Genomic DNA, 22,594 nt, shown 5'->3' on the forward strand with positions numbered 1-22,594 from the left:
CTGGCATTAGGGCTTGCCCCCTCCCACATTGGGACAGCATCATTTTCGATGGCTGATCAAGCCCCCAATCGCGCCGTCACCTCGTTCAACTCCCCCGACAACCCCCGCAAGTTCTGGCTCGCCGCTTCGGTGCGCTGCACGTTATCCATATTCGCCGTAGCCACCGTGGTGATCTGGGTGATATTGCGCGAGATATCCTCGGCCACCGAAGTCTGTTCCTCCGCCGCCGTGGCGATCTGGCGGTTCATGTCGCGAATCGCCTCCACCGCCTGAGTGATATGCGCCAGCATGGCACCGGCCTGGGCGACCTTTTCCACACTTTCATCGCTGCTCGACTGGCCGCTGACAATCGCCTCGGCCGCATCCACCGCACCGGTCTGCACCGCCTCGATAATCCCGTTGATCTCGATGATCGACGCCGCCGTGCGTTGCGCCAGGCTGCGCACTTCGTCGGCCACCACCGCGAACCCACGCCCCGCCTCGCCTGCCCGCGCCGCTTCAATCGCCGCGTTGAGTGCCAGCAGGTTGGTCTGCTCGGCGATCCCGCGAATCACTTCCAGCACTTTGCCGATGCGCACGCTGTCGCTTTCCAAACGACGGATGATGGTGCCGGTGTTGAGGATCTCGTTGCGCATCTGGCCGATGGTGGCAATGGTGACTTGCATCACTTCACCGCCTTCACGGGCCGAATGGTCCGCCTCATCGGCCGCTCGCGACGCACTGGCGGCATGGCGAGCGACTTCCTGGGCGGTGGCCGACATTTCGGTCATGGCCGTGGCCACCTGGTCGGTACGGTCGAATTGTTCGTGAGTGCCGGCGCTCATCTGCCCGGCAATCGCATTCAACTCGCCGCTGGCGCTCACCAGATCGGTGGCACTGCGCTGCAAGCGGCTGAAGGTTTCGGCGAAAAAATCCCGCAGCGTGTTGGCGGCCGCGGCGAGGTGGCCCAATTCATCCTGGCGGCGACTGGCAACGCGCTCGGCAAAGCGGCCGTGGCTCAGTTGGGTCACGTAGTCGATCAAGCCACGGATCGGCAGGATCAGGTTACGGTTGATCAAAAACAGGCTGAACAACCCAATCACTGCACCCGACAGCAACATGATCGCCAGGCCCACCCACACGGTGCGCTCGGCGTAGGCACTGATGGCCAGGGATTGTTGGGTGCCTTGCTCGCGCAGGTCGTTGACCAAGGTGCTCATCTGCTCACTGGCGGCACGGTCCACACCTTTTACCGCAGTGTCGCCGGCAGTAGGATCGCCCCCGGCAGCCACATAGGCATCGCGGCCCTTCTGATAAGCCACGCCGAGCTGTTGGTGTTCCTGGCGCAGGGTTTCGATACGTCGGCTCAACGTGGAGTCGTTGCTGGTCTGGGTGACCAGCCGCGTGAGGATGCCTTGCACATCACGTTGACGGTCCTGGAACTGCCCCCAGTATTTCTCCATATCCTGGGGCTGCTTGCCGCGCAGCAGGACGTTTTTCCATTCCTGCACTTGCACCTTGAATTGCAGGTTGGCCTCATCGATCAACTGCGAGGTCAGCAACGGCCCTTCCAGCAAACTGCGATAACTCTGCACCCCATTAGACAGGAAGTTGAAACACGCCAGGGCAATCAACAACATCGCCAGCAGGCTGCCACCGAGCAGCGACAGGATTTGTGCTCTCAAGGAGGTACGCAAAACATTCATCGGGGTAAAGCCTCGATACAAGGGATAAGTGCACGCACGCCGCAACCTCCCTGTTATCAAACGACTCTCCGCGCCTGAATCGGCTGCGCTAGAGTCTTCTTGAACAGCTCCCGACAGACGGTCAAATAAATGTCACGGCAGCGAAATAAATTCAGAACCGTCACAAAACTGTCATTTCACCTTGCAATGATTCGCCTACGCGAACCTGTGAAACGTCCTACAGGTGCTTTCTCTGCGAGCCTCCATGAACCACAGCATCGATCACGGCCATCAGGATCCCGATCTGTTTGGCCTGCTCTACGGTTTTCGGTTTCGCCCCGGTGCAAAAGGCGAGCAGATTGATTCGGCCACCGCCCTCAGGGCCTTGCAGCAACCGGACGACCCGGAAGAGTTCCTGTGGCTGCACCTGAACCTGGCCCACGCCGCGTGCGAGCGCTGGATGCAGTCGCACCTGGACTTGCCCGCCGAGTTCTTCGAAGCACTGCACGAAGGCTCGCGCTCCACCCGCATCGAGCATGTGGACTCGGCCTTGCTGGCGGTGGTCAACGATGTGGTGTTCAACTTCAGCAGCATGGTCTCTTCGGATATTTCCACGCTGTGGGTGTGCGCCCGCAGCCGCCTGCTGATCAGCGCACGCCTGCAACCTTTGCACTCGGTGGACAAACTGCGCTCGTCGGTAAAGGCCGGTGAGCGCTTTCGTTCCCCGCTGGAATTGCTGGTGCACCTGCTGCGCGATCAGGGCGAAGTACTGACCCAGATCGTGCGCAAGACCAGCATCAGCGTCGACCAGATCGAAGACCAGTTGCTGTCCTCGCGCCTGTCCACCAACCGCGCCGAGCTGGGCGCGGCACGCCGGGTGCTGGTGCGCCTGCAACGCTTGCTGGCGCTGGAACCGGGCTCGTTGCTGCGCCTGCTCAACCGCCCGCCGCAGTGGCTGCAAAAGGAAGACGTGAAGGAGTTGCGCAAATCCACCGAGGAGTTTGCGCTGATCATCAACGACCTGACGGCCCTGGGTGAACGCATCAAGTTGTTGCAGGAAGAGATCGCCGCCAACCTCAACGAACAGAGCAACCGCACGCTGTTCACCCTGACCGTGGTGACGGTGCTGGCGTTGCCGATCAATATCATTGCCGGTTTTTTCGGGATGAATGTGGGGGGTGTGCCGCTGTCTACGGACCCGGAGGGGTTTTGGATTTTGGTGGCGCTGGTTGCCACGTTTACTGTGATTGCCGGACGCTGGGCGTTCCGCAAATTCTCAACCTGAAATGCATTTAAAACTGTGGGAGGGGGCTTGCCCCCGATGGCGGTGTGCCAGTCAACAGATGCAGTGACTGACACTCTGTCATCGGGGGCAAGCCCCCTCCCACATTAGCCCTCCAGCACTTCTTAGATCGGCGCAAGGCTCAATTAACCAAACACTGACCTGCGGCAGCATCTCTGTAACATTCTGCAATGAATATGAAGGACATCCTCCCCACTCGGATGCTCCGGCATGGCCACCCCTTCCCTGACTGCCTCCTCACACGCCGCCCCCACACCCCGGCTGGACAAGAAAAACAACCTGGTGACGGTGATCATCTTCTTCGCCGTGCTCGCCATGGGCCTGTTGTTCACCGCCTACAGCCTGATGCACGACATGCACGAACTGGGCACCGTGGTCACCACGTGGACGCCGTTCCTGCTGCTGGGCGTGGCGTTGTTGATCGCGTTGGGTTTCGAGTTCGTCAACGGTTTCCACGACACCGCCAACGCGGTCGCGACGGTGATCTACACCAACTCGCTGCCGCCGCACTTTGCGGTGGCGTGGTCGGGGTTCTTCAACTTCCTTGGCGTGCTGCTTTCCAGCGGTGCGGTGGCGTTCGGCATCATTGCGCTGCTGCCGGTAGAGCTGATCCTGCAAGTCGGCTCGTCGGCCGGTTTTGCGATGATCTTCGCCCTGTTGATCGCCGCCATTCTGTGGAACCTCGGCACCTGGTGGCTGGGGTTACCGGCATCGTCGTCCCACACCCTGATCGGTTCGATCATCGGCGTCGGCGTGGCCAATGCCTTGATGCACGGGCGTGACGGCACCAGCGGTGTGGATTGGAGCCAGGCGATCAAGATCGGTTATGCCCTGCTGCTGTCGCCGCTGATCGGCTTCGCGTTTGCTGCATTGCTGTTGCTGGCCCTGCGCGCCTTCGTGAAAAACCGCGCGCTGTATAAGGCACCGAAGGGCGACACGCCGCCGCCGTTGTGGATTCGCGGCCTGCTGATCGCCACCTGCACCGGCGTGTCCTTCGCCCACGGCTCCAACGATGGGCAAAAAGGCATGGGTTTGATCATGTTGATCCTGGTGGGCACCCTGCCGATGGCCTATGCGTTGAACCGCACCATGCCCGCCGAGCAATCCTTGCAGTTCGCCGCCGTGGCCGAGGTGACCCAAGTGGCCCTGGTGAAAAGCGCGCCGCAAGCGCTGAGCGGTGACCCGCGTCCGATCCTCTCGACCTACGTGCGCACCAAGGAAGCCACCCCGGAACTGATCCCCGCCCTCGCCGCACTGGCCGGCCAGATCGGTGATGAAGTGAAGGGTTATGGCTCCCTGGCCAAAGTGCCGGTGGAAGCCGTGGGCAACGTGCGTAACGACATGTACCTGACCAGCGAAACCATTCGCCTGATGGACAAGGACAAGGTCGGCCACTTCGACGCCGATACCCAAGGCAAGCTGCAACTGTTCAAGCAACAGATCGACAGCTCCACGCGCTTTATTCCGCTGTGGGTCAAGATCGCCGTGGCCATCGCCCTCGGCCTGGGCACCATGGTCGGTTGGAAGCGCATCGTGGTGACCGTCGGCGAGAAGATCGGCAAGACCCACCTGACTTACGCCCAAGGCGCTTCGGCGGAAATGGTGGCGATGCTGACCATCGGCGCGGCGGATATGTATGGTTTGCCGGTGTCGACCACCCATGTGTTGTCGTCCGGCGTGGCGGGAACCATGGTGGCCAATGGCGGTGGGTTGCAGATGCGCACGATTCGGAATTTGGCGATGGCGTGGGTGCTGACGTTGCCTGCGGCAATCCTGCTTTCAGGTAGCCTCTACTGGCTGTTCACCAAACTGTTCTGACCCACCACAAAACCTCAATGTGAACAGAGAACTAATGTGGGAGGGGGCTTGCCCCCGATGGCAGTGGGTCAGCTAAAGATCAGTTGGCTGACCCACCGCAATCGGGGGCAAGCCCCCTCCCACATTTAGTCCTCTTTGTTTTTCAGAGAGTGAACAAACCAGCCATAACCTTGAGCCGCTTCTTGTACACCCGCCGCGCCTCCAACGCCTCCTCCAGCGTTACCGCCACAAACCCCGCCCGCTGGTTCGGCTGCATCTGCCCGATCAGGTCCAGATCCGCACTGATCACCGTGCCGATCATCGCGTAGCCACCGCCCGACACCGCATCCCGGTGCAACACAATAGGCTCCAACCCCGCCGGCACCTGGATCGAGCCGATCGGGTAGCAACTGTCGACGATATTCGACGGATCAGACCCCGCGCCAAACGGCTGTTCCCGTGGCTGAAAGCTCAGTGCGCTGCCGCCCTTGAAGCGATAGCCGATACGGTCCGCCTCCGAACCCACGGTCCACGGCTCGGCAAAAAAACTGCCTTTGGCCGCGTCACTCAGGCGCTCGTAATACAGCCCCGGCACCACGCGCAACGTTACATCGCCGCCTACCGATCGACGTAGCGCCATGGGCAAGCTGTTGCCCGCTCGCCCCGCACCGCTGGCCTCGCCAATGGGCAACTCATCCCCCTCCTGCAAGCGTCGCCCGTTGAACCCACCGAGTGCGCCGAGGGTGTACGTCGAGCGACTGCCCAGCACCAGCGGCACATCGATGCCACCGGCCACTGCCAGGTAGGTGCGGGCCCCGGCCTTGGGGAACTCAAAGCGCAACACCTGCCCGGCGCGCACGTGGAAAGCGGTGTCCTGATGCACCACTTCACCATCCAGGCGCGGCGACATCAATGCACCGCTGAGGGCCACCAGTGCATCCTGCTGGAACTGCAACTCGGGGCCGATCAAGGTGCATTCCAGGCCGGCAGCGCCCGCCGGGTTGCCGACCAGATGGTTGGCTGCACTCAACGCGTATTGATCCAGCGCCCCCGAAGGCGGAATGCCCAAGTGGTAATAACCTTCGCGACCAAGGTCTTGAACAGAGGTGGCGAGGCCGGGTTTGAGGACCTTGATCATGCCAGCGCCTCCTGCAGGGATTTCGGATAACCCATGGGGTCGGCGAGAAAGGCGTCGAGGGAAAACTCCACCGGACGGATGCGCAGGTCGAAACGTCCTGCGTCCACCTCGGCGACCGCCAGGTCGTAGGCGTCGCGGTCCATGGGTTTGAACTGCACGATATCGCCCGGCCGGAAGAACACCATGTGTTCCTTCAGGTAGGCCAACTGCTGCGCCGGGTCATAGATTGGCGCCGGGGTCACGCCGAACATCTGGTAACCGCCGGCGCCGCGTACCGAGTAGATGCAGCCGAAGCAGCCGCCATGACCAAGGGTCAATTTCGGCGTGTCGGTGCGTGGGCGCAGGTACTTGGGCACCTGCAATTGCCGCTCGCGTTCGACCATCTGGAACATGAACGGCAGCCCCGCCACAAAGCCCACCATCGAGACAAACCACGGCGCACCACTGTGGGCGGCGATAAACGCGTCGACATCGGCCAGGCCATTGATGCGAGCGGCGTACTCAAGGTCAGTGCCGCTGGGGTCTTGATGACGGTCGCGAAAACGCATCAAGGTCTCGTGGGTCCACGGGTCGTTGTACAGCACCGGGATTTCGATGATGCGCGTGTGCAAGGTGCGCTCGGCCACGGCCTGGGCTTCGGCGGTCTGCACCGCGTCGAGCAGCACGTGAGGCGCGATGCGGTCGGGGTCGAAGCGAATCTGGAACGATGCATTGGCCAGGCACACATCCAGCACGCCTTCCAGCGCCAGGCGCTCTACCGCTCGGGTCACCGCCATGCCTTTGAAAAAGGCCTCCAGGGACATGCTGTCGCTGACCTCGGCAAACAGATGTTCATCACCGCCGAAGCTGTAGCGGATGGGGGACGTTTCAGCCATGTCTGTTCCTCTTGGAATCGTTGTAGAAAGGCAGGCGAAAAAGTGTGAGATCGTTTTTATTGGGGTGTTTTGACCGTGATGCCCGCTCGGTCCAACGCCTCGCGGGTGGCCTCTACCAGGTCCAAGGCACCGGGAGTGTCGCTGTGCAGGCAGATGGAATCGAACTCGATGAACAGGTCTTCGCCTTCTACGGTTCTTACCAACCCGGTCTGACAAGCACGTAGGACACGCGCCGCCACTGTCGCCGGATCCAACGCCCGCACATTGCGGGTAAACACGATTGAGCCCGTCAGATCGTACTCACGGTCAGCGTAAAACTCCCGCACCACCGGTTGCCCCAGCTCCTTGGCCACACGCCAGATCACCGAGTTGGGCATGCAATACAGCAACAGCGTCGGCTCGATGATTTGCAGGTTTTGCACCAGCAAGCGCGCCGCTTCTTCGTCACGGGCCAGGTGCATGTAGAGCGCGCCATGGGGCTTGATGTGTTGCAGGGTCACGCCCTGGGCACGGGCGATCTCCCGCAGGGCGCCGAGTTGGTAGAGCATGTCGTCCACCAACTCCTGGGCCGGGGCGTTGATGTGTCGCCGGCCAAACCCCACCAGGTCGCGAAAGCCTGGATGGGCACCAATGGCCACGCCCAATTGCTTGGCGCGCTCCACCGTGCGGCGCATGGTGCCGGGGTCGCCGGCGTGGAAGCCGGTGGCGATATTGGCCGAGCTGATGTAGGCCATCAGCTCCGAATCCACGCCATCGCCGATGGTCCAGGGGCCGAAGCCTTCGCCCATGTCCGAATTGAAATCCACTGCCTGCATCGGGGTCGCTCCGCCTAAGTGATGGAAGAAAAGTAGGCTGCGCCTTGACCCCTTGGGAAGATCTATTATCAGATAGGGTATCTTCTGAAAAACAGATATACACAGATCGTTCCCACGCTCCGCGTGGGAACGCAGCCATGGCGCTCTGCGTCCGGATCTCACTATGTCCCTGACCCTGCGCCAAGTGCGCTACTTCGTCGCCACGGCCGAAATCGGTCAAATTTCCCAGGCCGCGATTCACTTGAACATCTCCCAGTCGGCGGTGACCACCGCGATCAAGGAACTGGAAGCCATGCTCGGCGTGCAACTGTTCGTGCGCTCGGCCCAGGGCATGAACCTGACCGACGCCGGGCGGCATTTCCTCAACCGCGCCTACGTGATCGTGCGCAGCGTGGATGACGCACTGAACAGCCCGCTGCCCGACTACCGCGCCAGCGGCGTGCTGCGTCTGGCCGCCAGCTACACGGTGCTGGGTTACTTCCTGCCTCATCATTTGCAGCGCATGGAACACTGGCACCCGGACGTGACCATCGAGGTGTTCGAACAGGAACGCCAAGCCATCGAGCAAGGATTGCTGGACGGTCAGTTCGACATGGCCGTGGTGCTCACCGCCAACCTCACTCACCCGGATATCGTCTCCGAAATCCTGTTCAACTCAGAACGCCGCCTGTGGCTGCCCAGCCATCACCCACTGTGCGAACGCGGTGCCGTGAGCCTCGCGGATGTGGCGCAAGAGCCTTACATCCTGCTGACCGTCGATGAAGCCGAACACAGCGCCATGCGTTACTGGGAGCAGGCCGGGCAAACGCCCAAGGTGCGCCTGCGCACCAGTTCAGTGGAGGCGGTGCGCAGCATGGTTGCCAATGGCAGCGGCGTGGCAATCCTCTCCGATCTGGTACACCGCCCCTGGTCGCTGGAAGGCAAGCGCATCGAAACCCTGACCGTGACCGACCCGGTCACGCCGATGAGCGTCGGCCTGGCCTGGCACCGCGAGCGAACATTCACCCCGGCGATGCAGGCGGTGCGCGATTACTTCCACGACGCGTTCCTGGCACCGCAGCAGTTGTCGGCACGGCGTTAGAGCTGGGATTGCAACAACGCGGCCAGCCAATCCATGAATACCCGCACCCGCTGCGGCAAATGCCGTTGACCGGCGTACAGCAGCGACACATCCAGCGGCGGCGCCGGGTAGTCGGGCAACAGCGCCACCAGTTCACCGCTGGCGAGCAATTCGCGAATGCCCAGGGCGGGCACCTGGGTTATGCCGAAGCCGCCCAGGCACGCCACCCGATAGGCATCGGTGCTGTTGACCGTGACCCGCCCGGCCATGGGCACGCGATGGACTTTGTTGCCTTGCAGGTATTCGAAGCCCGCCGAACGTGACCCCAACGGCCGTACGTAATGCACCAACTGGTGGTGCGCCAAGTCGGCCAGGGTTGTAGGCACGCCATACCGTTGCAGGTAGCCCGCACTCGCGCAGTTGATCATCGGCATGCTGCACAACAGTCGCGCCACCACCGTCTGATCGGGCTGCGCGCCCACCCGCAACACGCAATCGAAGCCTTCGGCGAGCAGGTCGACCTGGCGGTCGGTGCTGCTGATCTCCAGCTCGATCAACGGATGTGCGTCCATGAATTCCGGCAGGCGCGGCAGGATCAGCTCCCGCGCCATCACGTTGGGCATGTCCACGCGAATGCGCCCGCTGAGTTGCGCCTCGTCCTGCCGAAACAGCCCTTCCAGTTCCTCCATGTGTGACAGCAGATCCTTGCTGCGCTCATACAGCACTCGGCCATCCTGAGTGGCTTGCACCTTGCGTGTGGTGCGTTGCAACAGGCGCGTGCCGAGCAGTTCTTCCAGGGCCTGCACATGTTCGGACACGGTAGAGCGCGGCAGCCCCAGGCTTTCGCCGGCGCCGGTAAAGCTCGACAGTTCGGTGACGCGCACGAAGGTGCGCAGCAGCTCAAGTTTATTCATGGGATTGTTCGCCTTATCCGGCCAGTGATTCCGGTATAGCGCTGTTTATCACGTTATGGGCGAATAAATACACTCAGTCCCACTGATCACCCATGAGGACTGCACCATGACCCGTAAAATCGCACTCATCACCGGCGCCAGCCGTGGCCTGGGCAAAAGCGCCGCGCTGCACCTGGCAGCACAGGGCGTCGATATCATCGGCACCTACCACAGCGCAGCGGGCGAAGCCCAGGCCGTGGCCGAGCAGATTCAAGCCCTGGGTGGCCGCGCCGCGATGTTGCAGCTGGACGTGGGCCAGAGCAGCACCTTCGATGCTTTTGTCGGCGAAGTTGGCAGCGTGCTCAAGGATGTTTTCGCACAGGATCACTTCCACTTTCTGATCAACAACGCCGGCATCGGCGCCCATGCCAGCTTTGCCGAAACCACCGAGGCGCAGTTCGACCAACTGCTGGCGATCCAATTCAAAGGCCCGTTTTTCCTGACTCAAAAACTGCTGCCGCTGATCAGCGACGGCGGGCGCATCCTGAATATTTCCAGCGGCCTGGCACGGTTCAGCCTGCCGGGATATGCCGCCTATGCCGCGATGAAAGGCGCAATGGAAGTACTCACTCGGTATCAGGCCAAGGAACTGGGTGGGCGCGGCATCAGCGTGAATATCCTGGCGCCGGGCGCCATCGAAACCGACTTCGGCGGCGGTGCCGTCCGTGACAACGCCGCGCTCAACACCATGGTCGCCAACAACACCGCTTTGGGCCGCGCCGGTTTACCGGACGATATCGGCGGTGCGATCGCCACTCTTCTGGCCGACGGCAGCCACTGGATCACCGGCCAGCGCATCGAGGCGTCGGGCGGCATGTTTCTGTAGGACTTTCTCACGCAGCACGTCATAGCCCCAGTGATAGGCATAGGTGTACGGCAGGAAAAACAGCAGTACACCGATGTCGAGCATAAACGCCTGCAACAGGCTGATATTCAGCCAGATCGCGATCAACGGCACGGCCACGATAATCAGCCCGCCCTCAAACAGCAGCGCATGCAGCACCCGCGTCCATGCGCCACCGAACAGTTGCAGGCGCCCCTTCAAGCGGTCGAACAGGCTATTGAAAATGATGTTCCAGGTCAGCGCCAGCAGGCTCAGGCCCAAGGTCACCGCGCCCATTTCCAGGGCGGGCCGGCCGGTGATCAATACCAGCAGCGGTGTACAGATCAACAGGGCCAGGCCCTCAAAACCCAGGGCTTGGCAAACACGTTCAGTCATCGATTTGGTGGGGGTCATACCCTGCGCTCCGTGAGTGAAGAATGTTGCCATGATCACCCTCTCACTCGATACTTCATAACCAATAACCATCGATCAAGGCGATAGTCATGGCGTCCAACGAAGTGCTGCAGGCGTTTGTACAGGCGGCGACCCAAGGTTCGTTTTCGGCGGCGGCGCGCAAGCTGGGCAAGAGCCAGTCCACCGTCAGTGCGGCGGTGGCGAGCCTGGAGATTGACCTGGATGTGGTGTTGTTCGACCGCAGCAGCCGCAAGCCGACGTTGACCCCCGCCGGGCATGTATTGCTGCAACGGGCCGAACAGGTGCTGGAGGCCAGCAGTCGCCTGGAATTGGCGGCGAGCCAGTTGGCCCAGGGCCTGGAGCCGAAGCTGACGGTGGCCATGTCGGACACGTACCAATCACAGCGCTTTGAAACCACCCTGATCGCGCTGGATGAACGTTACCCCGACCTGGAAATGGAGTGGCTGATCGCCGAATGCGACGACCTGATCGACTTGGTACAAAGTGGTCGGGCGCACATTGCGTTTATCGAGCAACAAGCGGTCTACCCGCCGGACCTGACCGCCTCGCCGGTGCAGGAGCGTACCGAGATCGCGCTGTTTGTTGCGCCGCAACATGCGCTGGCGGGCCTGGCGAGTATCGATCAGCAGACCCTGCAACAGCATCGCGAGTTGCGCCTGGCGAGCATCGTCAAACCCTTCGACAGCCGCCCCGCGGGCCGGGTGTGGTCCGCCGCCAGTTACCTGTTGCTGATGGAAATGGCCCAACAAGGCTTCGGCTGGGCGCCCCTGCCCCGCTGGCTGGTAGAGCGCTTTGGCAATGACAGCTTGGTAGAACTCAACGCACGCGGCTGGCCACGCTCGGTGACGGTGGATGCGTTGTGGTCGCGCCAACAGCCTCCGGGGCCGGCGGGCAGTTGGTTATTGGGCAAGATGCTTGAATGACTTTCTACAGATAATGAGGATCAAAATTGTGGGAGGGGGCTTGCCCTAATGCCAGTCAATTAAGACGTAGCAATTGTAAAAGTAACCTGTGGCGAGGGAGCTTGCTCCCGTTGGACTGCGTAGCAGTCCCAGTCTTTTAAAACAAAGAGCTGGGGCCGCTTCGCGGCCCAGCGGGAGCAAGCTCCCTCGCCACAGGTACAGTGTTCGCCCTAACTGACTGGCATTAGGGCTTGCTCCCTCCCACATTTTGATTTTCATTGTTTGTGGAGATGGAGTTCGGCCAGGCGTTGTTCCAGGAAGCGTTTTTCGGGGATTTGTTGAGTCAATGACAGGGCTTTTTCATAAGCACTGCGGGCTTCTTCGATTCGTCCCAACTGCCGACAAAACTCCCCCCGCGCCGAATGCGCCAAGTGGTAATCCGTCAACTCCCCTCGCTGGAAAATTCCCTCGACCAACTGCAACCCCGCCAATGGCCCCTGCCCCATCGCCACTGCCACGGCGCGGTTCAACTCGATCACCGGCGACGGCGTGGCCCTGAGCAATACGTCATACAGCCCGACGATCTGCGGCCAGTCCGTTTCAGCCGCTGTGGGCGCCTCGGCATGCACCGCCGCAATGGCCGCTTGCAGGCAGTAAGGACCAAAACGACCAGTGGTCAGCGCACGCGCCACCAACGTGCAGCCTTCAACAATCAAGGACGCGTCCCACAGTGATCGGTCCTGTTCACTCAACAGCACCAGCTCTCCACTGACCGACGTGCGCGCCGCTCGGCGGGACTCGTGCAACAGCATCAGCGCCAGCAGCCCCACGACTTCCGGCTCCGGCAACAACTCCATCAGCAAGCGGCCAAGACGAATGGCCTCGCGGGTAAACGCCTCCCGCGTGAGATCGGCGCCCATGGACGCCGAATAGCCCTCGTTGAACACCAGGTAGATCACTCGCAGCACGCTGTCCAAGCGCTCGGGTAATTCGGCGAGGGATGGCACCTGATAAGGAATCCTGGCTTCGCGGATCTTGCCCTTGGCCCGCACGATGCGCTGGGCAATCGTGGCCGGGGTGGCCAGGAAGGCCCGGGCGATTTCCTCGGTGGTGAGGTCGCAGATCTCGCGCAGGGTCAACGCCGTCTGGGCATCGGGGGCCAACGCCGGGTGGCAACAGGTGAAGATCAGCCGCAGGCGGTCATCTTCCACGTCTTCGGCACTCCAATCCGTCGCCTCCAGCGCGTCAGCCTGCTCCTGCAACAACGGGGTAAAGCGCGCCTGGCGGCGCAACCGGTCGATGGCCTTGAAGCGCCCGGTGGACACCAGCCAGGCACGGGGATTATCCGGCACGCCCTCCTGCGGCCAGCGTTCGACCGCGACGAAGAACGCCTCGTGCAAGGCCTCTTCGGCAAGGTCGAAATCCCCCAGCACACGGATCAGGGTGGCGAGGACGCGCCGGGATTCACTGCGGTAAATCGCCTCGACCGACGGGGTCAATCGGTCATGTCCTCGGTCACCAGTTTCACCAACCGGTCGAGGCTCTGGCCCCAGCCGTCGTGAAAGCCCATGGCTTCGTGGGCTTGCTTGTCTTCGGCGTTCCAGTGCATCGCGCGGGCGGTGTAGAGGGTCTTGTTGCCTTCGACTTCCTGAAACGTCACTTCGGCGGTCATGAACGGCTTGCCCGACGGAATCCAGCCGGGCTTGAAGGCGTCGGTAAACACCAATCGCCGCGGCGCGACGATTTCCAGAAATACGCCCTGAGTGGGGTATTCGGCGCCGTCCGGGGCACGCATCAACGTAGAAAACAGCCCACCGACCCAAAGGTTCATTTCGCACTTGGGAGTGGTCATGCCATGGGGCCCCCACCATTGTTGCAGCAAGGCAGGCTCGGTCCAGGCGCGGAACACCCGGCTGCGAGGCGCATCGATCACACGGCTGATGGACAGTTCAAATTCGGCAGAGGGGTTAGACATGGGGCAAACCTCTTGAGTCTTATGGTTGTAGTGGTCAGAGATTCAACGCGCGCACCGGGCGCACTTCCACACTGCCGACCCGGGCCGCCGGAATACCGCCGGCCACCTGGATCGCTTCGTTCAAGTCCCGCGCCTCGATCAGGTAGAACCCGGCGAGTTGCTCCTTGGTTTCGGCAAACGGCCCGTCGGTGATCGACAACTTGCCATTGCGCATGCGCACGGTAGTTGCCGTGGTCACCGACTCCAACGGCTCGGCGGCCAGCATGCGACCACTGGCCTGCACCGATTGGGCGTAGGCGAAACACTCCGGGTCTGCCGGGCTGTCGGGCGAGGTGTGCAGCACCTGTTCGTTGCTGTAGATCAGGCAGAGGTATTTCATGTGCATCTCCGGTGGCGGACTACTGACTATAGTTCGCGGCGCTTAAGGTTTCAGGTCGAACAGTGCCGTGCCGCTTTGCATATCGAAGGGCGCCGACCAATGTTCATGCACGACTTTCCACTCGCCGTGGATGCGCTGGTAACCGGCAGTTACGCGCATCCAGCATGCCTTCACCACGCCATCCGGCCCGGCGCCGCCGCAATGGGCCAGCCAGTGGGCAAAGGCACTCTCGGGGCCCTCGACGACATGCAGTTCATGAAACTCGAAAATGCCGGGGCCAGGGCAATGTTTCATGCACTCTTCCCAATGGGCGCGGTAGGCGGCCTTGCCCTTGAATTGCAGTGCCGTCACTGCATCGAACGAGACGATATCGTCGGCGTAATAGCTGACAATTTTATTGATATCCCGGGAAAGCACGGCTTGCTTCCATTGGTCGATCAGGGTGTGGATTGTGCTGCTCATGGCGATTCTCCTGTGGGGTGAGGACACCTTTAGTCGAATGGCCTGGCCGCAAATCGACAGGCGTCTGAAAATAATTTGGCCCAACGCAAACCCGGTAAACTGCGCCCCTTACTTGCAGCCGTTCGGACACCCCGATGCAAACCCGCCTTGTTGCCTATGAAGCGCTGAATGCCGTGCAACAACAGCACCTCAGCGCCCTTGAAGTTCACCCGGAGCAACTGCCGTTTTGCGGCGATATGTACTGCGCGCTCAACACCTTGTTGGTCAACCCAAGTCCCGGCGTCAAAGGCTTCGCCTTGCTGGCCGATGACCTACCCGTCGCCTTCCTCCTGCTCAAGCGCCCGCCTTGCCTGCCCCACTGGGCCGACGAGCACAGCGCCACATTGCATGCATTCCAGGTGGATCGCGGGCAACAAGGCCGGGGGTTTGGCAAAGCGTGCTTGCAGGCGCTACCCACTGCCGCGCTGCAGGCGTGGCCGCAGATCAAGGGGATTGAGTTGTCGGTGGATACGGACAATGTGGCGGCGATGGGATTGTATCTGGGGGCTGGATGGGTGGATTGCGGAGAGGCCTATCGCGCACGGGTGGGTTTTGAGCGCCGGTTGAGTTGGGTGTTTGGTCGGGGTAGCCTTGACACTCAGAAAATGTAACGTATACATGACTTAACTAAACGAAAGTAATGAATATGTGACATGGAAGCTTCGATTATCACTCAACGGCTCGGCGACCAGGTACGCGGCATGCGCCTTAACAGAGGCTACAAGCAAGCGGAGCTGGCAAAGCTAGCAGGCGTTACTCGTCAAAAATTGATTGAAATTGAACAGGGCAGCCCTTCGGTGTCCATGAATGCCTATGCCCGTGTCATTGCCGCGTTGGGCAGTGAGATCAAATTAGTGCCCGTGACCCTGCCGACCCTGGAAGAACTGGAGGACCTGTTCAATGAATAACCCCAGCCTGCGCGTGCACACGCCTCAGGGTGACAGCGGCAGCGTCTTGATGAGCGCCGCTAGAGATCCGCAGTTCACTCGATCAATTGTTCGACAGTGTAGCCCTGAGTTGCATCGTGGGTAATGGCGATGCTCACCTGAAAAATTTTGGCGTGCTGTATAGCGATCCCGTGCAATTCGATACACGCCTGGCACCGGCTTACGACATTGTTAACACCACCGCCTACATCCCCGAAGACTCATTGGCCCTCGACCTGTCCGGCAACAAATCAATGTTCGCTTCGCGCCTGGGCATTCTTGAGTTTGCGCGAGCCTGTGAAGTCGAAAACCCCGAGGCACGTATTCAGGCGTTGCTTCAAACCCTTGAAGCCGTGCTCAAGCGCGAAGACGAGTATTGCCGGCTAGCCCCCAATGTTGCGAGAGCCATACGCCAATCGGCACAGGGCTTCCAGCTCAGCTTTGGTGGCTGAAGGCCCTGTGGTGAAGGAGGGTTACTTGTCGCCCACCGGCAGCCAGACCTCCACCGTCCCGGTGCCTTTGCGTACGTCAAAATCGGCGCTGTAGCGCTCGAAATCCGCCCCCACGACCCTGTAGCCCGAGTGCGGCAACCACTCGAACATGATGCGTTCGTACGTTTGCTCAAGGGCCTGCACCGGCCCGTAATGCGGGAACACCGCATAGTTGAGCGGTGCAATTTCGATGAATTCGAAGTTGCTCGGCACGTCGCTTTTGCTCGGTACTTCAACCCCGGCCAGGTAATCGAATTCGCCGTGATGGGGGTTATGGCACACGCCGTAGGTCACCCCGCCGACGCGTGGCTTGATGTCCTTGATGCAGGTGTCGAACAACTCCCACAGCTTGGGGATATCCCCCACCGTGGCCTTTGAATAACGCCCTTTCACCCCGGCGATCACCAGGGCTTTACCGGCTTCCATGCGTGGCTCCAGCGGTTGTTTTGTCTGCTGATCCATTCGAACAGTCTCCTTCTTATGAGGGAACAAACCCGCATCGAGTATAGGGGGATATCCCGTCTGCCTTCCACGCAGAAAATTTTCCTACGCATCTGGACAACTGGCCATCATCGACCGTATTGTCTGCCCCGCAGGCCACCGCAGTGGCCGACGTCGCTCGGACGGTTCCGGGCGCTTACGTACTTCGAGGCAACAATGGCAGACCAAGGTTCGCCGCGCCGCTTTGCGCGCATAGATCGACTCCCCCCCTACGTTTTTAATATCACTGCCGAGTTGAAGATGGCTGCGCGTCGGCGCGGCGAAGACATCATCGACTTGAGCATGGGTAACCCCGACGGCGCCACGCCGCCGCATATCGTCGAAAAGCTGGTGCAGGTCGCCCAGCGCGAAGACACCCACGGCTACTCCACCTCCAAAGGCATTCCGCGTCTGCGCCGGGCGATTTCGCGCTGGTACAAAGACCGTTATGAAGTGGACATCGACCCCGAGTCGGAAGCCATCGTGACCATCGGCTCCAAGGAAGGCCTGGCGCACTTGATGCTGGCCACCCTGGACCAGGGCGACACGGTGCTGGTGCCCAACCCGAGCTACCCGATTCACATCTACGGCGCAGTAATTGCCGGCGCCCAGGTGCGCTCGGTGCCGTTGGTGCCTGGCGTGGACTTCTTCGCCGAGTTGGAACGGGCGATTCGCGGTTCGATCCCCAAGCCGAAGATGATGATCCTCGGCTTCCCGTCCAACCCCACCGCGCAGTGCGTGGAGCTGGATTTCTTCGAACGCGTGATCGCCCTGGCCAAGCAGTACGACGTGCTGGTGATCCACGACCTGGCCTACGCCGACATCGTCTACGACGGCTGGAAAGCCCCTTCGATCATGCAAGTGCCGGGGGCCAAGGACATTGCGGTGGAGTTTTTCACCCTGTCCAAGAGCTACAACATGGCCGGCTGGCGCATCGGTTTCATGGTGGGCAACCCGGAACTGGTCAACGCCCTGGCGCGCATCAAGAGCTACCACGACTACGGCACCTTCACCCCGCTGCAAGTGGCGGCGATTGCGGCACTGGAAGGCGACCAGCAGTGCGTGAGGGACATCGCCGAGCAATATCGCCAACGGCGCAATGTGCTGGTCAAGGGCCTGCATGAGCTGGGCTGGATGGTGGAAAACCCCAAGGCGTCGATGTACGTCTGGGCCAAGATTCCCGAGCAATATGCCGCCATGGGTTCGCTGGAGTTTGCCAAGAAATTGCTGCTGGAAGCCAAGGTGTGCGTGTCACCGGGGATCGGCTTTGGTGAATATGGGGATGATCATGTGCGCTTTGCGCTGATCGAGAACCAGGACCGGATTCGGCAGGCGGTGCGGGGGATTCGCGGGATGTTCAGGGCGGATGGGCTGGTCACTAAGGCCTGACCCAATCTATCTATAGGAATGAGGTCAAAATGTGGGAGGGGGCTTGCCCCCGATAGCGGTGGATCAGTCACCGGATACAGTGACTGACACTCAGCAATCGGGGGCAAGCCCCCTCCCACATTTGATTGGGTTACCACATTTGGATTGTGGGTGTACCTGTTACACCACCAACGACAACAACATGATGAAGATCAGCGCCACCACCGACAAAATGGTCTCCATCGCCGTCCACGTCTTGAACGTCTCCGCCACGGTCATATTGAAGTACTGCTTCACCAGCCAGAACCCCGCATCGTTGACGTGAGACAAGATCAACGACCCCGCCCCCGTCGCCAACACCAACAGCTCACGGTTTACCCCTGGGATCATCCCCACCACCGGCACCACAATGCCTGCACCGGTAATGGTCGCGACCGTCGCGGAACCGGTGGCCACACGAATCACCGCCGCCACCAGCCACGCCAGCAGGATCGGGTTGATCTGCGCGTTCACCGCCATATGGCCGATCACGTCGCCCACGCCGCTGGTCACCAGCATCTGCTTGAAGCCACCACCGGCGCCGATGATCAGGATGATCGCGGCGGTCGGCGCAAGGCTGGCGTCGAGCAACTTGAGGATCTGTTTGGAGTGGATGCCCTGGCGATGGCCGAAGGTGTACAGCGACAGCAGCAACGCCAGCAACAGGGCGGAGATCGGGTGACCGATCATGTCCATCCAGTTGCGCACCACGTGGCCGTCCGGCAAACCGATATCAGCGAAGGTCTTGAGCAGCATCAGGAACACCGGCAGCAGCACGGTGATCAGGGTGATGCTGAAGCTCGGCAGGTTCTTGTGTTCCGACTCGCGGGCCAGTTGGTCCACCAGTTCCTGGGACGGGTTACCCGGAATGTACTTGGCGATAAACGTACCGAAGATCGGGCCGGCGATGATGGCAGTCGGCAGTGCGACGATCAGCCCGTAAAGGATGGTCTTGCCGATGTCCGCGCCAAATACGCCGATGGCCAGCAACGGGCCAGGGTGCGGTGGCACCAGGCCGTGTACCGCCGACAGGCCGGCGAGCAGCGGGATACCGATCTTGATCAGCGACACGCCGGTACGGCGCGCAACGATAAACACCAGCGGAATCAGCAATACAAACCCGATCTCGAAGAACAGCGGGATGCCCACCAGGAACGCGGCGAACATCATGGCCCACTGGACCTTTTCCTTGCCGAAGGCGCGGATCAGGGTCTGGGCGATCTGATCGGCACCGCCGGATTCGGCCATCATCTTGCCGAGCATCGTGCCCAGCGCGAGGATGATGCCGACAAAGCCGAGCACCCCGCCAAAACCGTCCTGGAACGCCTTGATGATCTTGTCCACGGGCATGCCCGAGGTCAGCCCGAGGAAGCCGGCCGCGATGATCAGTGCAATGAACGGGTGCACCTTGAACTTGGTGATCAGAACGATCAACCCAATGATAGTGACCACTGCGTCAAGCAGTAGGTAGGACTCGTGGGACATGCCAAACATGGGGGGTCTCTCCTGTTTGTTGTTGTTATTAAAGCGGGTGTTCAACTTCCTGCCGGGGATAGCGCTATCTTTTCCGGCAAAAAATTAATGAGTAGGTTCAAAGCCGTGTTGCAGCCACCAGGCGTTGGTTTGCTCGGCCAGGGCCTCGACGCTGTCGACGCTGGCATTGAGGGCCAGGGTCAGCGGCTCGCCTCTGGGCGATTCAAGGGTGGCGAACTGGCTGTCGATCAGGCTTGCCGGCATGAAATGGCCGGGGCGATGGGACACACGGTCGGAAGCGACTTCACGGGTCAGCTCCAGGAATACGAAACCCAGGCCCGGCGCGGCTTCGCGCAGGTGGTCGCGGTATTTCTTCTTGAGGGCTGAACAGGTGAGCACCGGGTGTTCACCGGCTTTAAGCGAACGGCGCAATTCATCGCAGAGGATGTCGAGCCAGCCGGCGCGGTCGTCGTCGTCGAGGGGGTGGCCGGCGCTCATCTTTTCGATGTTCGCGGCGGGGTGGAAGCTGTCGCCTTCAATGGCGGTGGCGCCGTTCAGACGGCACAGGGCTTCGCTGACGCTGGTCTTGCCACAGCCAGCAACACCCATGATGACCAGGGCAGTAACAGGTTGACTCATGAAACACCTCAGGACGCAGATAGCGCTACCTTTGCACGCTGTAAGGCTAGTGCAAAAACAGGCTTTTCCCGCGCCGTCTTGTCTTTTTTTATGGAGTGACGCGTGCATCCGCTCCAAGCGTTTGAACTCGGATCAGGCAACCCGATATTCAAGAATTTGCAGCCTTTTGGAGACAGCGCTACCTTAGTGCCTCGATTTTTGTTTGGCAAGCCGCCTGATGACCTCCAAGAACGATAAAAAATTGCGCACCACGGGTCGCCCGACCCTGAACGAAGTTGCCCGCCTGGCCGGTGTCAGCCCGATTACCGCCTCCCGTGCCCTGCGTGGCATCAGCACTGTTGCCACCGAACTGGTGGAAAAGGTGCAAAAAGCCGCCAGCGAACTGAACTACGTGGTCAACCCCGCCGCCCGCGCCCTGGCCTCGGCGCAAAGCCATTCGGTGGTGGTGATCGTACCCTCGCTGTCCAACCTGCTGTTTATCGAAACCCTCGAAGCCATCCACCAGGTGCTGCGCCCCAAGGGCTTCGAAGTGCTGATCGGCAACTCTCACTATTCCCGCGACGAAGAAGAAAACCTGCTGCGCAACTACATGGCCTACCAGCCACGGGGCTTGCTGCTGACCGGCTTCGACCGCACCGAAAGCGCCCGACGAATGGTCGAGGCCAGCAATGTGCCGTGCGTCTACATGATGGACCTGGACCCCAATGCCGGCGTGAACTGCGTGGGCTTCTCGCAACTGGCCGCTGGCGAAACGGCGGCGGCGCACTTGCTGTCTCGCGGGCGCAAGCGCTTGGCTTATATAGGCGCGCAGTTGGACCAACGCACCCTGCTGCGCGGCGAAGGCTTCCGCCGTGCGCTGCAACAGGCGGGCATGTACGACCCGGCGCTGGAAGTGCTGACGCCGCGCCCATCCTCGGTGGGTTTGGGCGGCGAACTGTTCTTGCAGTTGCTGGCGGCACATCCGGATGTGGATGCGATTTTCTTCGGCAACGATGACTTGGCCCAAGGTGCACTGTTGGAAGCCATGCGCCATGGCATCAAAGTGCCGGAGCGAGTGGCGGTGCTGGGCTTTAACGACTTGCCGGCGTCATCCTTCATGGTGCCGCGCTTGAGCAGCATCAGCACCCCGCGAGAGGCAATTGGCCGGCGCTCGGCAGAGCATTTGTTGACAGTCATGGCCGGGAATAAGGTGGCCAAGCCGGTGGTGGATATGGGGTTTGAGTTGCAGGTGCGGGAAAGTACCTGACTTTCTGGATCCGAGCACAGTAAAAAATGTGGGAGGGGGCTTGCCCCCGATAGCGGTGGGTCAGCCAGCTTATCTGTAGCTGACACACTGCCATCGGGGGCAAGCCCCCTCCCACATTTTCGACCGTGCCAGCTTGAGACGGTGGAGTTTTGTAGGAATGGCGTAGGACCTAGCTGACATTACAGTAAGCGCCTCGCCCAGTTGCCTACGTTTACGTCAGAACGCGCTGGCTTGTGCGTCTGGGTGGTAGAGATCTAAGGTTTACCGGTCGCTGAATGTTTCGGTGATCGGGTTTAGTAGCCTGAAGTTTCCCACGCAATCAGCCAAAATCAGGTACTTCATAAATGCAAAGCATCCATCCCACGCATGCGCTATTCACCGTCACCCCTGACACATCTACCGAAACCCTGCTGGTCAACAGCTACGAATCCGTATGCTCCGTCAGCACCTTGCTGCTCGACCTCGCTGACGACCTCACCGGCAAGCAACGCGATGTAGCGCTGGCCATCCACCAGCTCAGTGAGCTGAGCGTGCTGCTGGTAGGCAAGGCCATGGACCAGCACGCCCCCCGCTGCTAAGGCCCTACTCGGTCAAAATGTGGGAGGGGGCTTGCCCCCTCCCACATTGCTATCACCCCTGCTATGTTGGCTGCTCTCCACCGCAAGGAAAGCACCATGGGACACTCATTAAAAATCCTCGGCCGCACCTCCTCTATCAACGTGCGCAAAGTGCTCTGGACCTGCCAGGAACTGGGCATCGACTACCACCGCGAAGACTGGGGCATCGGCTACACCCCCACCCAATCCCCCGAGTTCCTGGCGCTGAACCCCAACGCCCAGGTGCCGGTATTGATCGACGACCATGGCGTGCTGTGGGAGTCCAACACCATCTGCCGCTACCTTGTCGGCCTCTATGAGCGCCATGACCTGCTGCCCGCCGAACCGGCGCCACGGGCTCGGGTGGAGCAGTGGATGGACTGGCAAGCCACCGAGCTCAACCCGTCCTGGGGCTATGCGTTCCACGCACTGGTGCGCCAGAACCCAGAGTATCAAGACCCGCAGCGCATCCAGGCCGGCGTGCAAGCCTGGAACGACAAGATGGGTTTGCTGGAGCAACAGCTGATCAAGACCGGTGCCTTTGTCGCTGGCAGTGAATTCACCCTGGCGGATATCCTCGTCGGCCTCTCCGTGCACCGTTGGCGCAACGCGCCACTGCAACATCCGCCCTACCCTGCGGTGGAGGCATACTACCAACGCCTCAGCCAACGTCCCGGCTTCCAAACATTTGCCTTGAACGGTCATAACTAAAATAA

General features: G+C 60.9%; 24 protein-coding genes and 1 pseudogene. 12 read left to right on the plus strand and 13 right to left on the minus strand.

Annotated elements, in window-relative coordinates; genetic code table 11:
• Positions 1-56: 56 nt before the first annotated feature.
• Positions 57-1,685, minus strand: a complete 1,629-nt coding sequence (locus tag DYL61_RS20705; RefSeq protein ID WP_135309871.1) for a methyl-accepting chemotaxis protein — start codon at positions 1,683-1,685, stop codon at positions 57-59.
• 244 nt (positions 1,686-1,929) lie between these two features.
• Between DYL61_RS20705 and DYL61_RS20710 the strand changes: the two genes are divergently transcribed.
• Complete coding sequence (locus DYL61_RS20710; protein WP_135309872.1) at positions 1,930-2,949, plus strand: transporter; 1,020 nt, start codon at positions 1,930-1,932, stop codon at positions 2,947-2,949.
• A gap of 228 nt (positions 2,950-3,177) precedes the next feature.
• Positions 3,178-4,785: an inorganic phosphate transporter gene (locus DYL61_RS20715; RefSeq protein ID WP_135309873.1), complete on the plus strand. Its 1,608-nt coding sequence runs from the start codon at positions 3,178-3,180 to the stop codon at positions 4,783-4,785.
• A gap of 142 nt (positions 4,786-4,927) precedes the next feature.
• On the opposite strand, the gene DYL61_RS20720 is transcribed toward DYL61_RS20715, so the two are convergent.
• Genes DYL61_RS20720 through DYL61_RS20730 form a run of 3 tightly spaced genes read right to left on the minus strand, consistent with a single transcriptional unit; the run spans position 4,928 to position 7,592 of the window.
• Positions 4,928-5,902, minus strand: a complete 975-nt coding sequence (locus DYL61_RS20720) for a 5-oxoprolinase subunit C family protein (RefSeq protein WP_135309874.1) — start codon at positions 5,900-5,902, stop codon at positions 4,928-4,930.
• Positions 5,899-6,777 carry a 5-oxoprolinase subunit B family protein gene (locus DYL61_RS20725; protein ID WP_135309875.1) on the minus strand — a complete coding sequence of 293 codons (879 nt, stop codon included), beginning with the start codon at positions 6,775-6,777 and terminating at the stop codon, positions 5,899-5,901. Before DYL61_RS20725 ends, DYL61_RS20720 begins: the two co-directional genes overlap by 4 nt.
• A gap of 56 nt (positions 6,778-6,833) precedes the next feature.
• Positions 6,834-7,592 (minus strand): 5-oxoprolinase subunit PxpA, encoded by a 759-nt coding sequence (locus DYL61_RS20730; RefSeq protein ID WP_135309876.1) that lies wholly within the window; start codon positions 7,590-7,592, stop codon positions 6,834-6,836.
• A gap of 163 nt (positions 7,593-7,755) precedes the next feature.
• Between DYL61_RS20730 and DYL61_RS20735 the strand changes: the two genes are divergently transcribed.
• A complete protein-coding gene (locus tag DYL61_RS20735; RefSeq protein ID WP_135309877.1) occupies positions 7,756-8,673 on the plus strand; it encodes a LysR family transcriptional regulator in 918 nt (305 codons plus the stop codon).
• Here DYL61_RS20735 and DYL61_RS20740 read toward each other — a convergent pair.
• Positions 8,670-9,566, minus strand: a complete 897-nt coding sequence (locus tag DYL61_RS20740; protein WP_105695509.1) for a LysR family transcriptional regulator — start codon at positions 9,564-9,566, stop codon at positions 8,670-8,672. The genes DYL61_RS20735 and DYL61_RS20740 overlap by 4 nt on opposite strands.
• A 106-nt stretch (positions 9,567-9,672) precedes the next feature.
• On the opposite strand from DYL61_RS20740, the gene DYL61_RS20745 reads away from it, so the two are divergent.
• Positions 9,673-10,431: an SDR family NAD(P)-dependent oxidoreductase gene (locus DYL61_RS20745; protein WP_135309878.1), complete on the plus strand. Its 759-nt coding sequence runs from the start codon at positions 9,673-9,675 to the stop codon at positions 10,429-10,431.
• On the opposite strand, the gene DYL61_RS20750 is transcribed toward DYL61_RS20745, so the two are convergent.
• The gene (locus tag DYL61_RS20750; protein WP_135309879.1) at positions 10,330-10,842 is read right to left on the minus strand and encodes a multidrug/biocide efflux PACE transporter; all 513 of its coding nucleotides are present in this window, start codon (positions 10,840-10,842) and stop codon (positions 10,330-10,332) included. The genes DYL61_RS20745 and DYL61_RS20750 overlap by 102 nt on opposite strands.
• A gap of 89 nt (positions 10,843-10,931) precedes the next feature.
• On the opposite strand from DYL61_RS20750, the gene DYL61_RS20755 reads away from it, so the two are divergent.
• Positions 10,932-11,786: a LysR family transcriptional regulator gene (locus DYL61_RS20755; RefSeq protein WP_135309880.1), complete on the plus strand. Its 855-nt coding sequence runs from the start codon at positions 10,932-10,934 to the stop codon at positions 11,784-11,786.
• A gap of 254 nt (positions 11,787-12,040) precedes the next feature.
• Here DYL61_RS20755 and DYL61_RS20760 read toward each other — a convergent pair whose 3' ends face one another.
• From DYL61_RS20760 to DYL61_RS20775, 4 genes are read right to left on the minus strand one after another with little or no spacing between them, the layout of a single operon-like run.
• Positions 12,041-13,264: an RNA polymerase sigma factor gene (locus tag DYL61_RS20760; protein ID WP_135309881.1), complete on the minus strand. Its 1,224-nt coding sequence runs from the start codon at positions 13,262-13,264 to the stop codon at positions 12,041-12,043.
• On the minus strand, positions 13,261-13,740 hold the full coding sequence (locus DYL61_RS20765; protein WP_135309882.1) for an SRPBCC family protein: 480 nt from the start codon (positions 13,738-13,740) through the stop codon (positions 13,261-13,263). Before DYL61_RS20765 ends, DYL61_RS20760 begins: the two co-directional genes overlap by 4 nt.
• A gap of 34 nt (positions 13,741-13,774) precedes the next feature.
• Positions 13,775-14,119 carry a YciI family protein gene (locus tag DYL61_RS20770; protein WP_135309883.1) on the minus strand — a complete coding sequence of 115 codons (345 nt, stop codon included), beginning with the start codon at positions 14,117-14,119 and terminating at the stop codon, positions 13,775-13,777.
• A gap of 42 nt (positions 14,120-14,161) precedes the next feature.
• Positions 14,162-14,581 (minus strand): YybH family protein, encoded by a 420-nt coding sequence (locus DYL61_RS20775; RefSeq protein WP_135309884.1) that lies wholly within the window; start codon positions 14,579-14,581, stop codon positions 14,162-14,164.
• A gap of 134 nt (positions 14,582-14,715) precedes the next feature.
• Between DYL61_RS20775 and DYL61_RS20780 the strand changes: the two genes are divergently transcribed.
• From DYL61_RS20780 to DYL61_RS20790, 3 genes and pseudogenes are all read left to right on the plus strand, one after another.
• Entirely contained in the window at positions 14,716-15,231 is a 516-nt protein-coding gene (locus DYL61_RS20780) for a GNAT family N-acetyltransferase (protein ID WP_135309885.1), read from the plus strand.
• 42 nt (positions 15,232-15,273) lie between these two features.
• Complete coding sequence (locus tag DYL61_RS20785) at positions 15,274-15,528, plus strand: helix-turn-helix domain-containing protein (protein ID WP_135309886.1); 255 nt, start codon at positions 15,274-15,276, stop codon at positions 15,526-15,528.
• A 65-nt stretch (positions 15,529-15,593) separates the two neighbouring features.
• Positions 15,594-15,998: pseudogene (locus tag DYL61_RS20790) on the plus strand (HipA domain-containing protein); the annotation flags it as partial.
• 21 nt (positions 15,999-16,019) lie between these two features.
• On the opposite strand, the gene DYL61_RS20795 reads toward DYL61_RS20790, so the two are convergent.
• A complete protein-coding gene (locus DYL61_RS20795) occupies positions 16,020-16,499 on the minus strand; it encodes a GyrI-like domain-containing protein (protein ID WP_135309887.1) in 480 nt (159 codons plus the stop codon).
• A 195-nt stretch (positions 16,500-16,694) separates the two neighbouring features.
• Between DYL61_RS20795 and alaC the strand changes: the two genes are divergently transcribed.
• A complete protein-coding gene (gene alaC, locus DYL61_RS20800; protein ID WP_135309888.1) occupies positions 16,695-17,906 on the plus strand; it encodes an alanine transaminase in 1,212 nt (403 codons plus the stop codon).
• A 159-nt stretch (positions 17,907-18,065) separates the two neighbouring features.
• Here alaC and DYL61_RS20805 read toward each other — a convergent pair whose 3' ends face one another.
• Both DYL61_RS20805 and DYL61_RS20810 read right to left on the minus strand, forming a co-directional pair.
• Complete coding sequence (locus DYL61_RS20805; RefSeq protein ID WP_105695498.1) at positions 18,066-19,418, minus strand: GntP family permease; 1,353 nt, start codon at positions 19,416-19,418, stop codon at positions 18,066-18,068.
• Between the two features lie 84 nt (positions 19,419-19,502).
• On the minus strand, positions 19,503-20,036 hold the full coding sequence (locus tag DYL61_RS20810; RefSeq protein ID WP_135309889.1) for a gluconokinase: 534 nt from the start codon (positions 20,034-20,036) through the stop codon (positions 19,503-19,505).
• A gap of 214 nt (positions 20,037-20,250) precedes the next feature.
• Here DYL61_RS20810 and gntR point away from each other — a divergent pair, with 214 nt between their 5' ends.
• The 3 genes from gntR to DYL61_RS20825 all read left to right on the plus strand — a co-directional run bounded on the left by gntR (position 20,251) and on the right by DYL61_RS20825 (position 22,589).
• Positions 20,251-21,282, plus strand: coding sequence for an HTH-type transcriptional regulator GntR (gene gntR, locus DYL61_RS20815; protein WP_167497987.1), 1,032 nt, complete (start codon positions 20,251-20,253; stop codon positions 21,280-21,282).
• A 344-nt stretch (positions 21,283-21,626) separates the two neighbouring features.
• The gene (locus DYL61_RS20820; protein ID WP_135309890.1) at positions 21,627-21,860 is read left to right on the plus strand and encodes a DUF6124 family protein; all 234 of its coding nucleotides are present in this window, start codon (positions 21,627-21,629) and stop codon (positions 21,858-21,860) included.
• Between the two features lie 96 nt (positions 21,861-21,956).
• On the plus strand, positions 21,957-22,589 hold the full coding sequence (locus DYL61_RS20825) for a glutathione S-transferase family protein (RefSeq protein WP_135309891.1): 633 nt from the start codon (positions 21,957-21,959) through the stop codon (positions 22,587-22,589).
• Positions 22,590-22,594 lie beyond the last annotated feature (5 nt).

This window comes from Pseudomonas nabeulensis (assembly GCF_004682045.1).
Lineage (GTDB): Bacteria > Pseudomonadota > Gammaproteobacteria > Pseudomonadales > Pseudomonadaceae > Aquipseudomonas > Aquipseudomonas nabeulensis.

What these genes read in the sequence shown, in the direction of transcription:
- DYL61_RS20705 (WP_135309871.1), bottom strand. Translation starts at nt 1,685, where the DNA reads ATGAATGTTTTGCGTACCTCCTTGAGAGCACAAATCCTGTCGCTGCTC.
- DYL61_RS20710 (WP_135309872.1), top strand. Translation starts at nt 1,930, where the DNA reads ATGAACCACAGCATCGATCACGGCCATCAGGATCCCGATCTGTTTGGC.
- DYL61_RS20715 (WP_135309873.1), top strand. Translation starts at nt 3,178, where the DNA reads ATGGCCACCCCTTCCCTGACTGCCTCCTCACACGCCGCCCCCACACCC.
- DYL61_RS20720 (WP_135309874.1), bottom strand. Translation starts at nt 5,902, where the DNA reads ATGATCAAGGTCCTCAAACCCGGCCTCGCCACCTCTGTTCAAGACCTT.
- DYL61_RS20725 (WP_135309875.1), bottom strand. Translation starts at nt 6,777, where the DNA reads ATGGCTGAAACGTCCCCCATCCGCTACAGCTTCGGCGGTGATGAACAT.
- DYL61_RS20730 (WP_135309876.1), bottom strand. Translation starts at nt 7,592, where the DNA reads ATGCAGGCAGTGGATTTCAATTCGGACATGGGCGAAGGCTTCGGCCCC.
- DYL61_RS20735 (WP_135309877.1), top strand. Translation starts at nt 7,756, where the DNA reads ATGTCCCTGACCCTGCGCCAAGTGCGCTACTTCGTCGCCACGGCCGAA.
- DYL61_RS20740 (WP_105695509.1), bottom strand. Translation starts at nt 9,566, where the DNA reads ATGAATAAACTTGAGCTGCTGCGCACCTTCGTGCGCGTCACCGAACTG.
- DYL61_RS20745 (WP_135309878.1), top strand. Translation starts at nt 9,673, where the DNA reads ATGACCCGTAAAATCGCACTCATCACCGGCGCCAGCCGTGGCCTGGGC.
- DYL61_RS20750 (WP_135309879.1), bottom strand. Translation starts at nt 10,842, where the DNA reads ATGACCCCCACCAAATCGATGACTGAACGTGTTTGCCAAGCCCTGGGT.
- DYL61_RS20755 (WP_135309880.1), top strand. Translation starts at nt 10,932, where the DNA reads ATGGCGTCCAACGAAGTGCTGCAGGCGTTTGTACAGGCGGCGACCCAA.
- DYL61_RS20765 (WP_135309882.1), bottom strand. Translation starts at nt 13,740, where the DNA reads ATGTCTAACCCCTCTGCCGAATTTGAACTGTCCATCAGCCGTGTGATC.
- DYL61_RS20770 (WP_135309883.1), bottom strand. Translation starts at nt 14,119, where the DNA reads ATGAAATACCTCTGCCTGATCTACAGCAACGAACAGGTGCTGCACACC.
- DYL61_RS20775 (WP_135309884.1), bottom strand. Translation starts at nt 14,581, where the DNA reads ATGAGCAGCACAATCCACACCCTGATCGACCAATGGAAGCAAGCCGTG.
- DYL61_RS20780 (WP_135309885.1), top strand. Translation starts at nt 14,716, where the DNA reads ATGCAAACCCGCCTTGTTGCCTATGAAGCGCTGAATGCCGTGCAACAA.
- DYL61_RS20785 (WP_135309886.1), top strand. Translation starts at nt 15,274, where the DNA reads ATGGAAGCTTCGATTATCACTCAACGGCTCGGCGACCAGGTACGCGGC.
- DYL61_RS20795 (WP_135309887.1), bottom strand. Translation starts at nt 16,499, where the DNA reads ATGGATCAGCAGACAAAACAACCGCTGGAGCCACGCATGGAAGCCGGT.
- alaC (WP_135309888.1), top strand. Translation starts at nt 16,695, where the DNA reads ATGGCAGACCAAGGTTCGCCGCGCCGCTTTGCGCGCATAGATCGACTC.
- DYL61_RS20805 (WP_105695498.1), bottom strand. Translation starts at nt 19,418, where the DNA reads ATGTTTGGCATGTCCCACGAGTCCTACCTACTGCTTGACGCAGTGGTC.
- DYL61_RS20810 (WP_135309889.1), bottom strand. Translation starts at nt 20,036, where the DNA reads ATGAGTCAACCTGTTACTGCCCTGGTCATCATGGGTGTTGCTGGCTGT.
- DYL61_RS20820 (WP_135309890.1), top strand. Translation starts at nt 21,627, where the DNA reads ATGCAAAGCATCCATCCCACGCATGCGCTATTCACCGTCACCCCTGAC.
- DYL61_RS20825 (WP_135309891.1), top strand. Translation starts at nt 21,957, where the DNA reads ATGGGACACTCATTAAAAATCCTCGGCCGCACCTCCTCTATCAACGTG.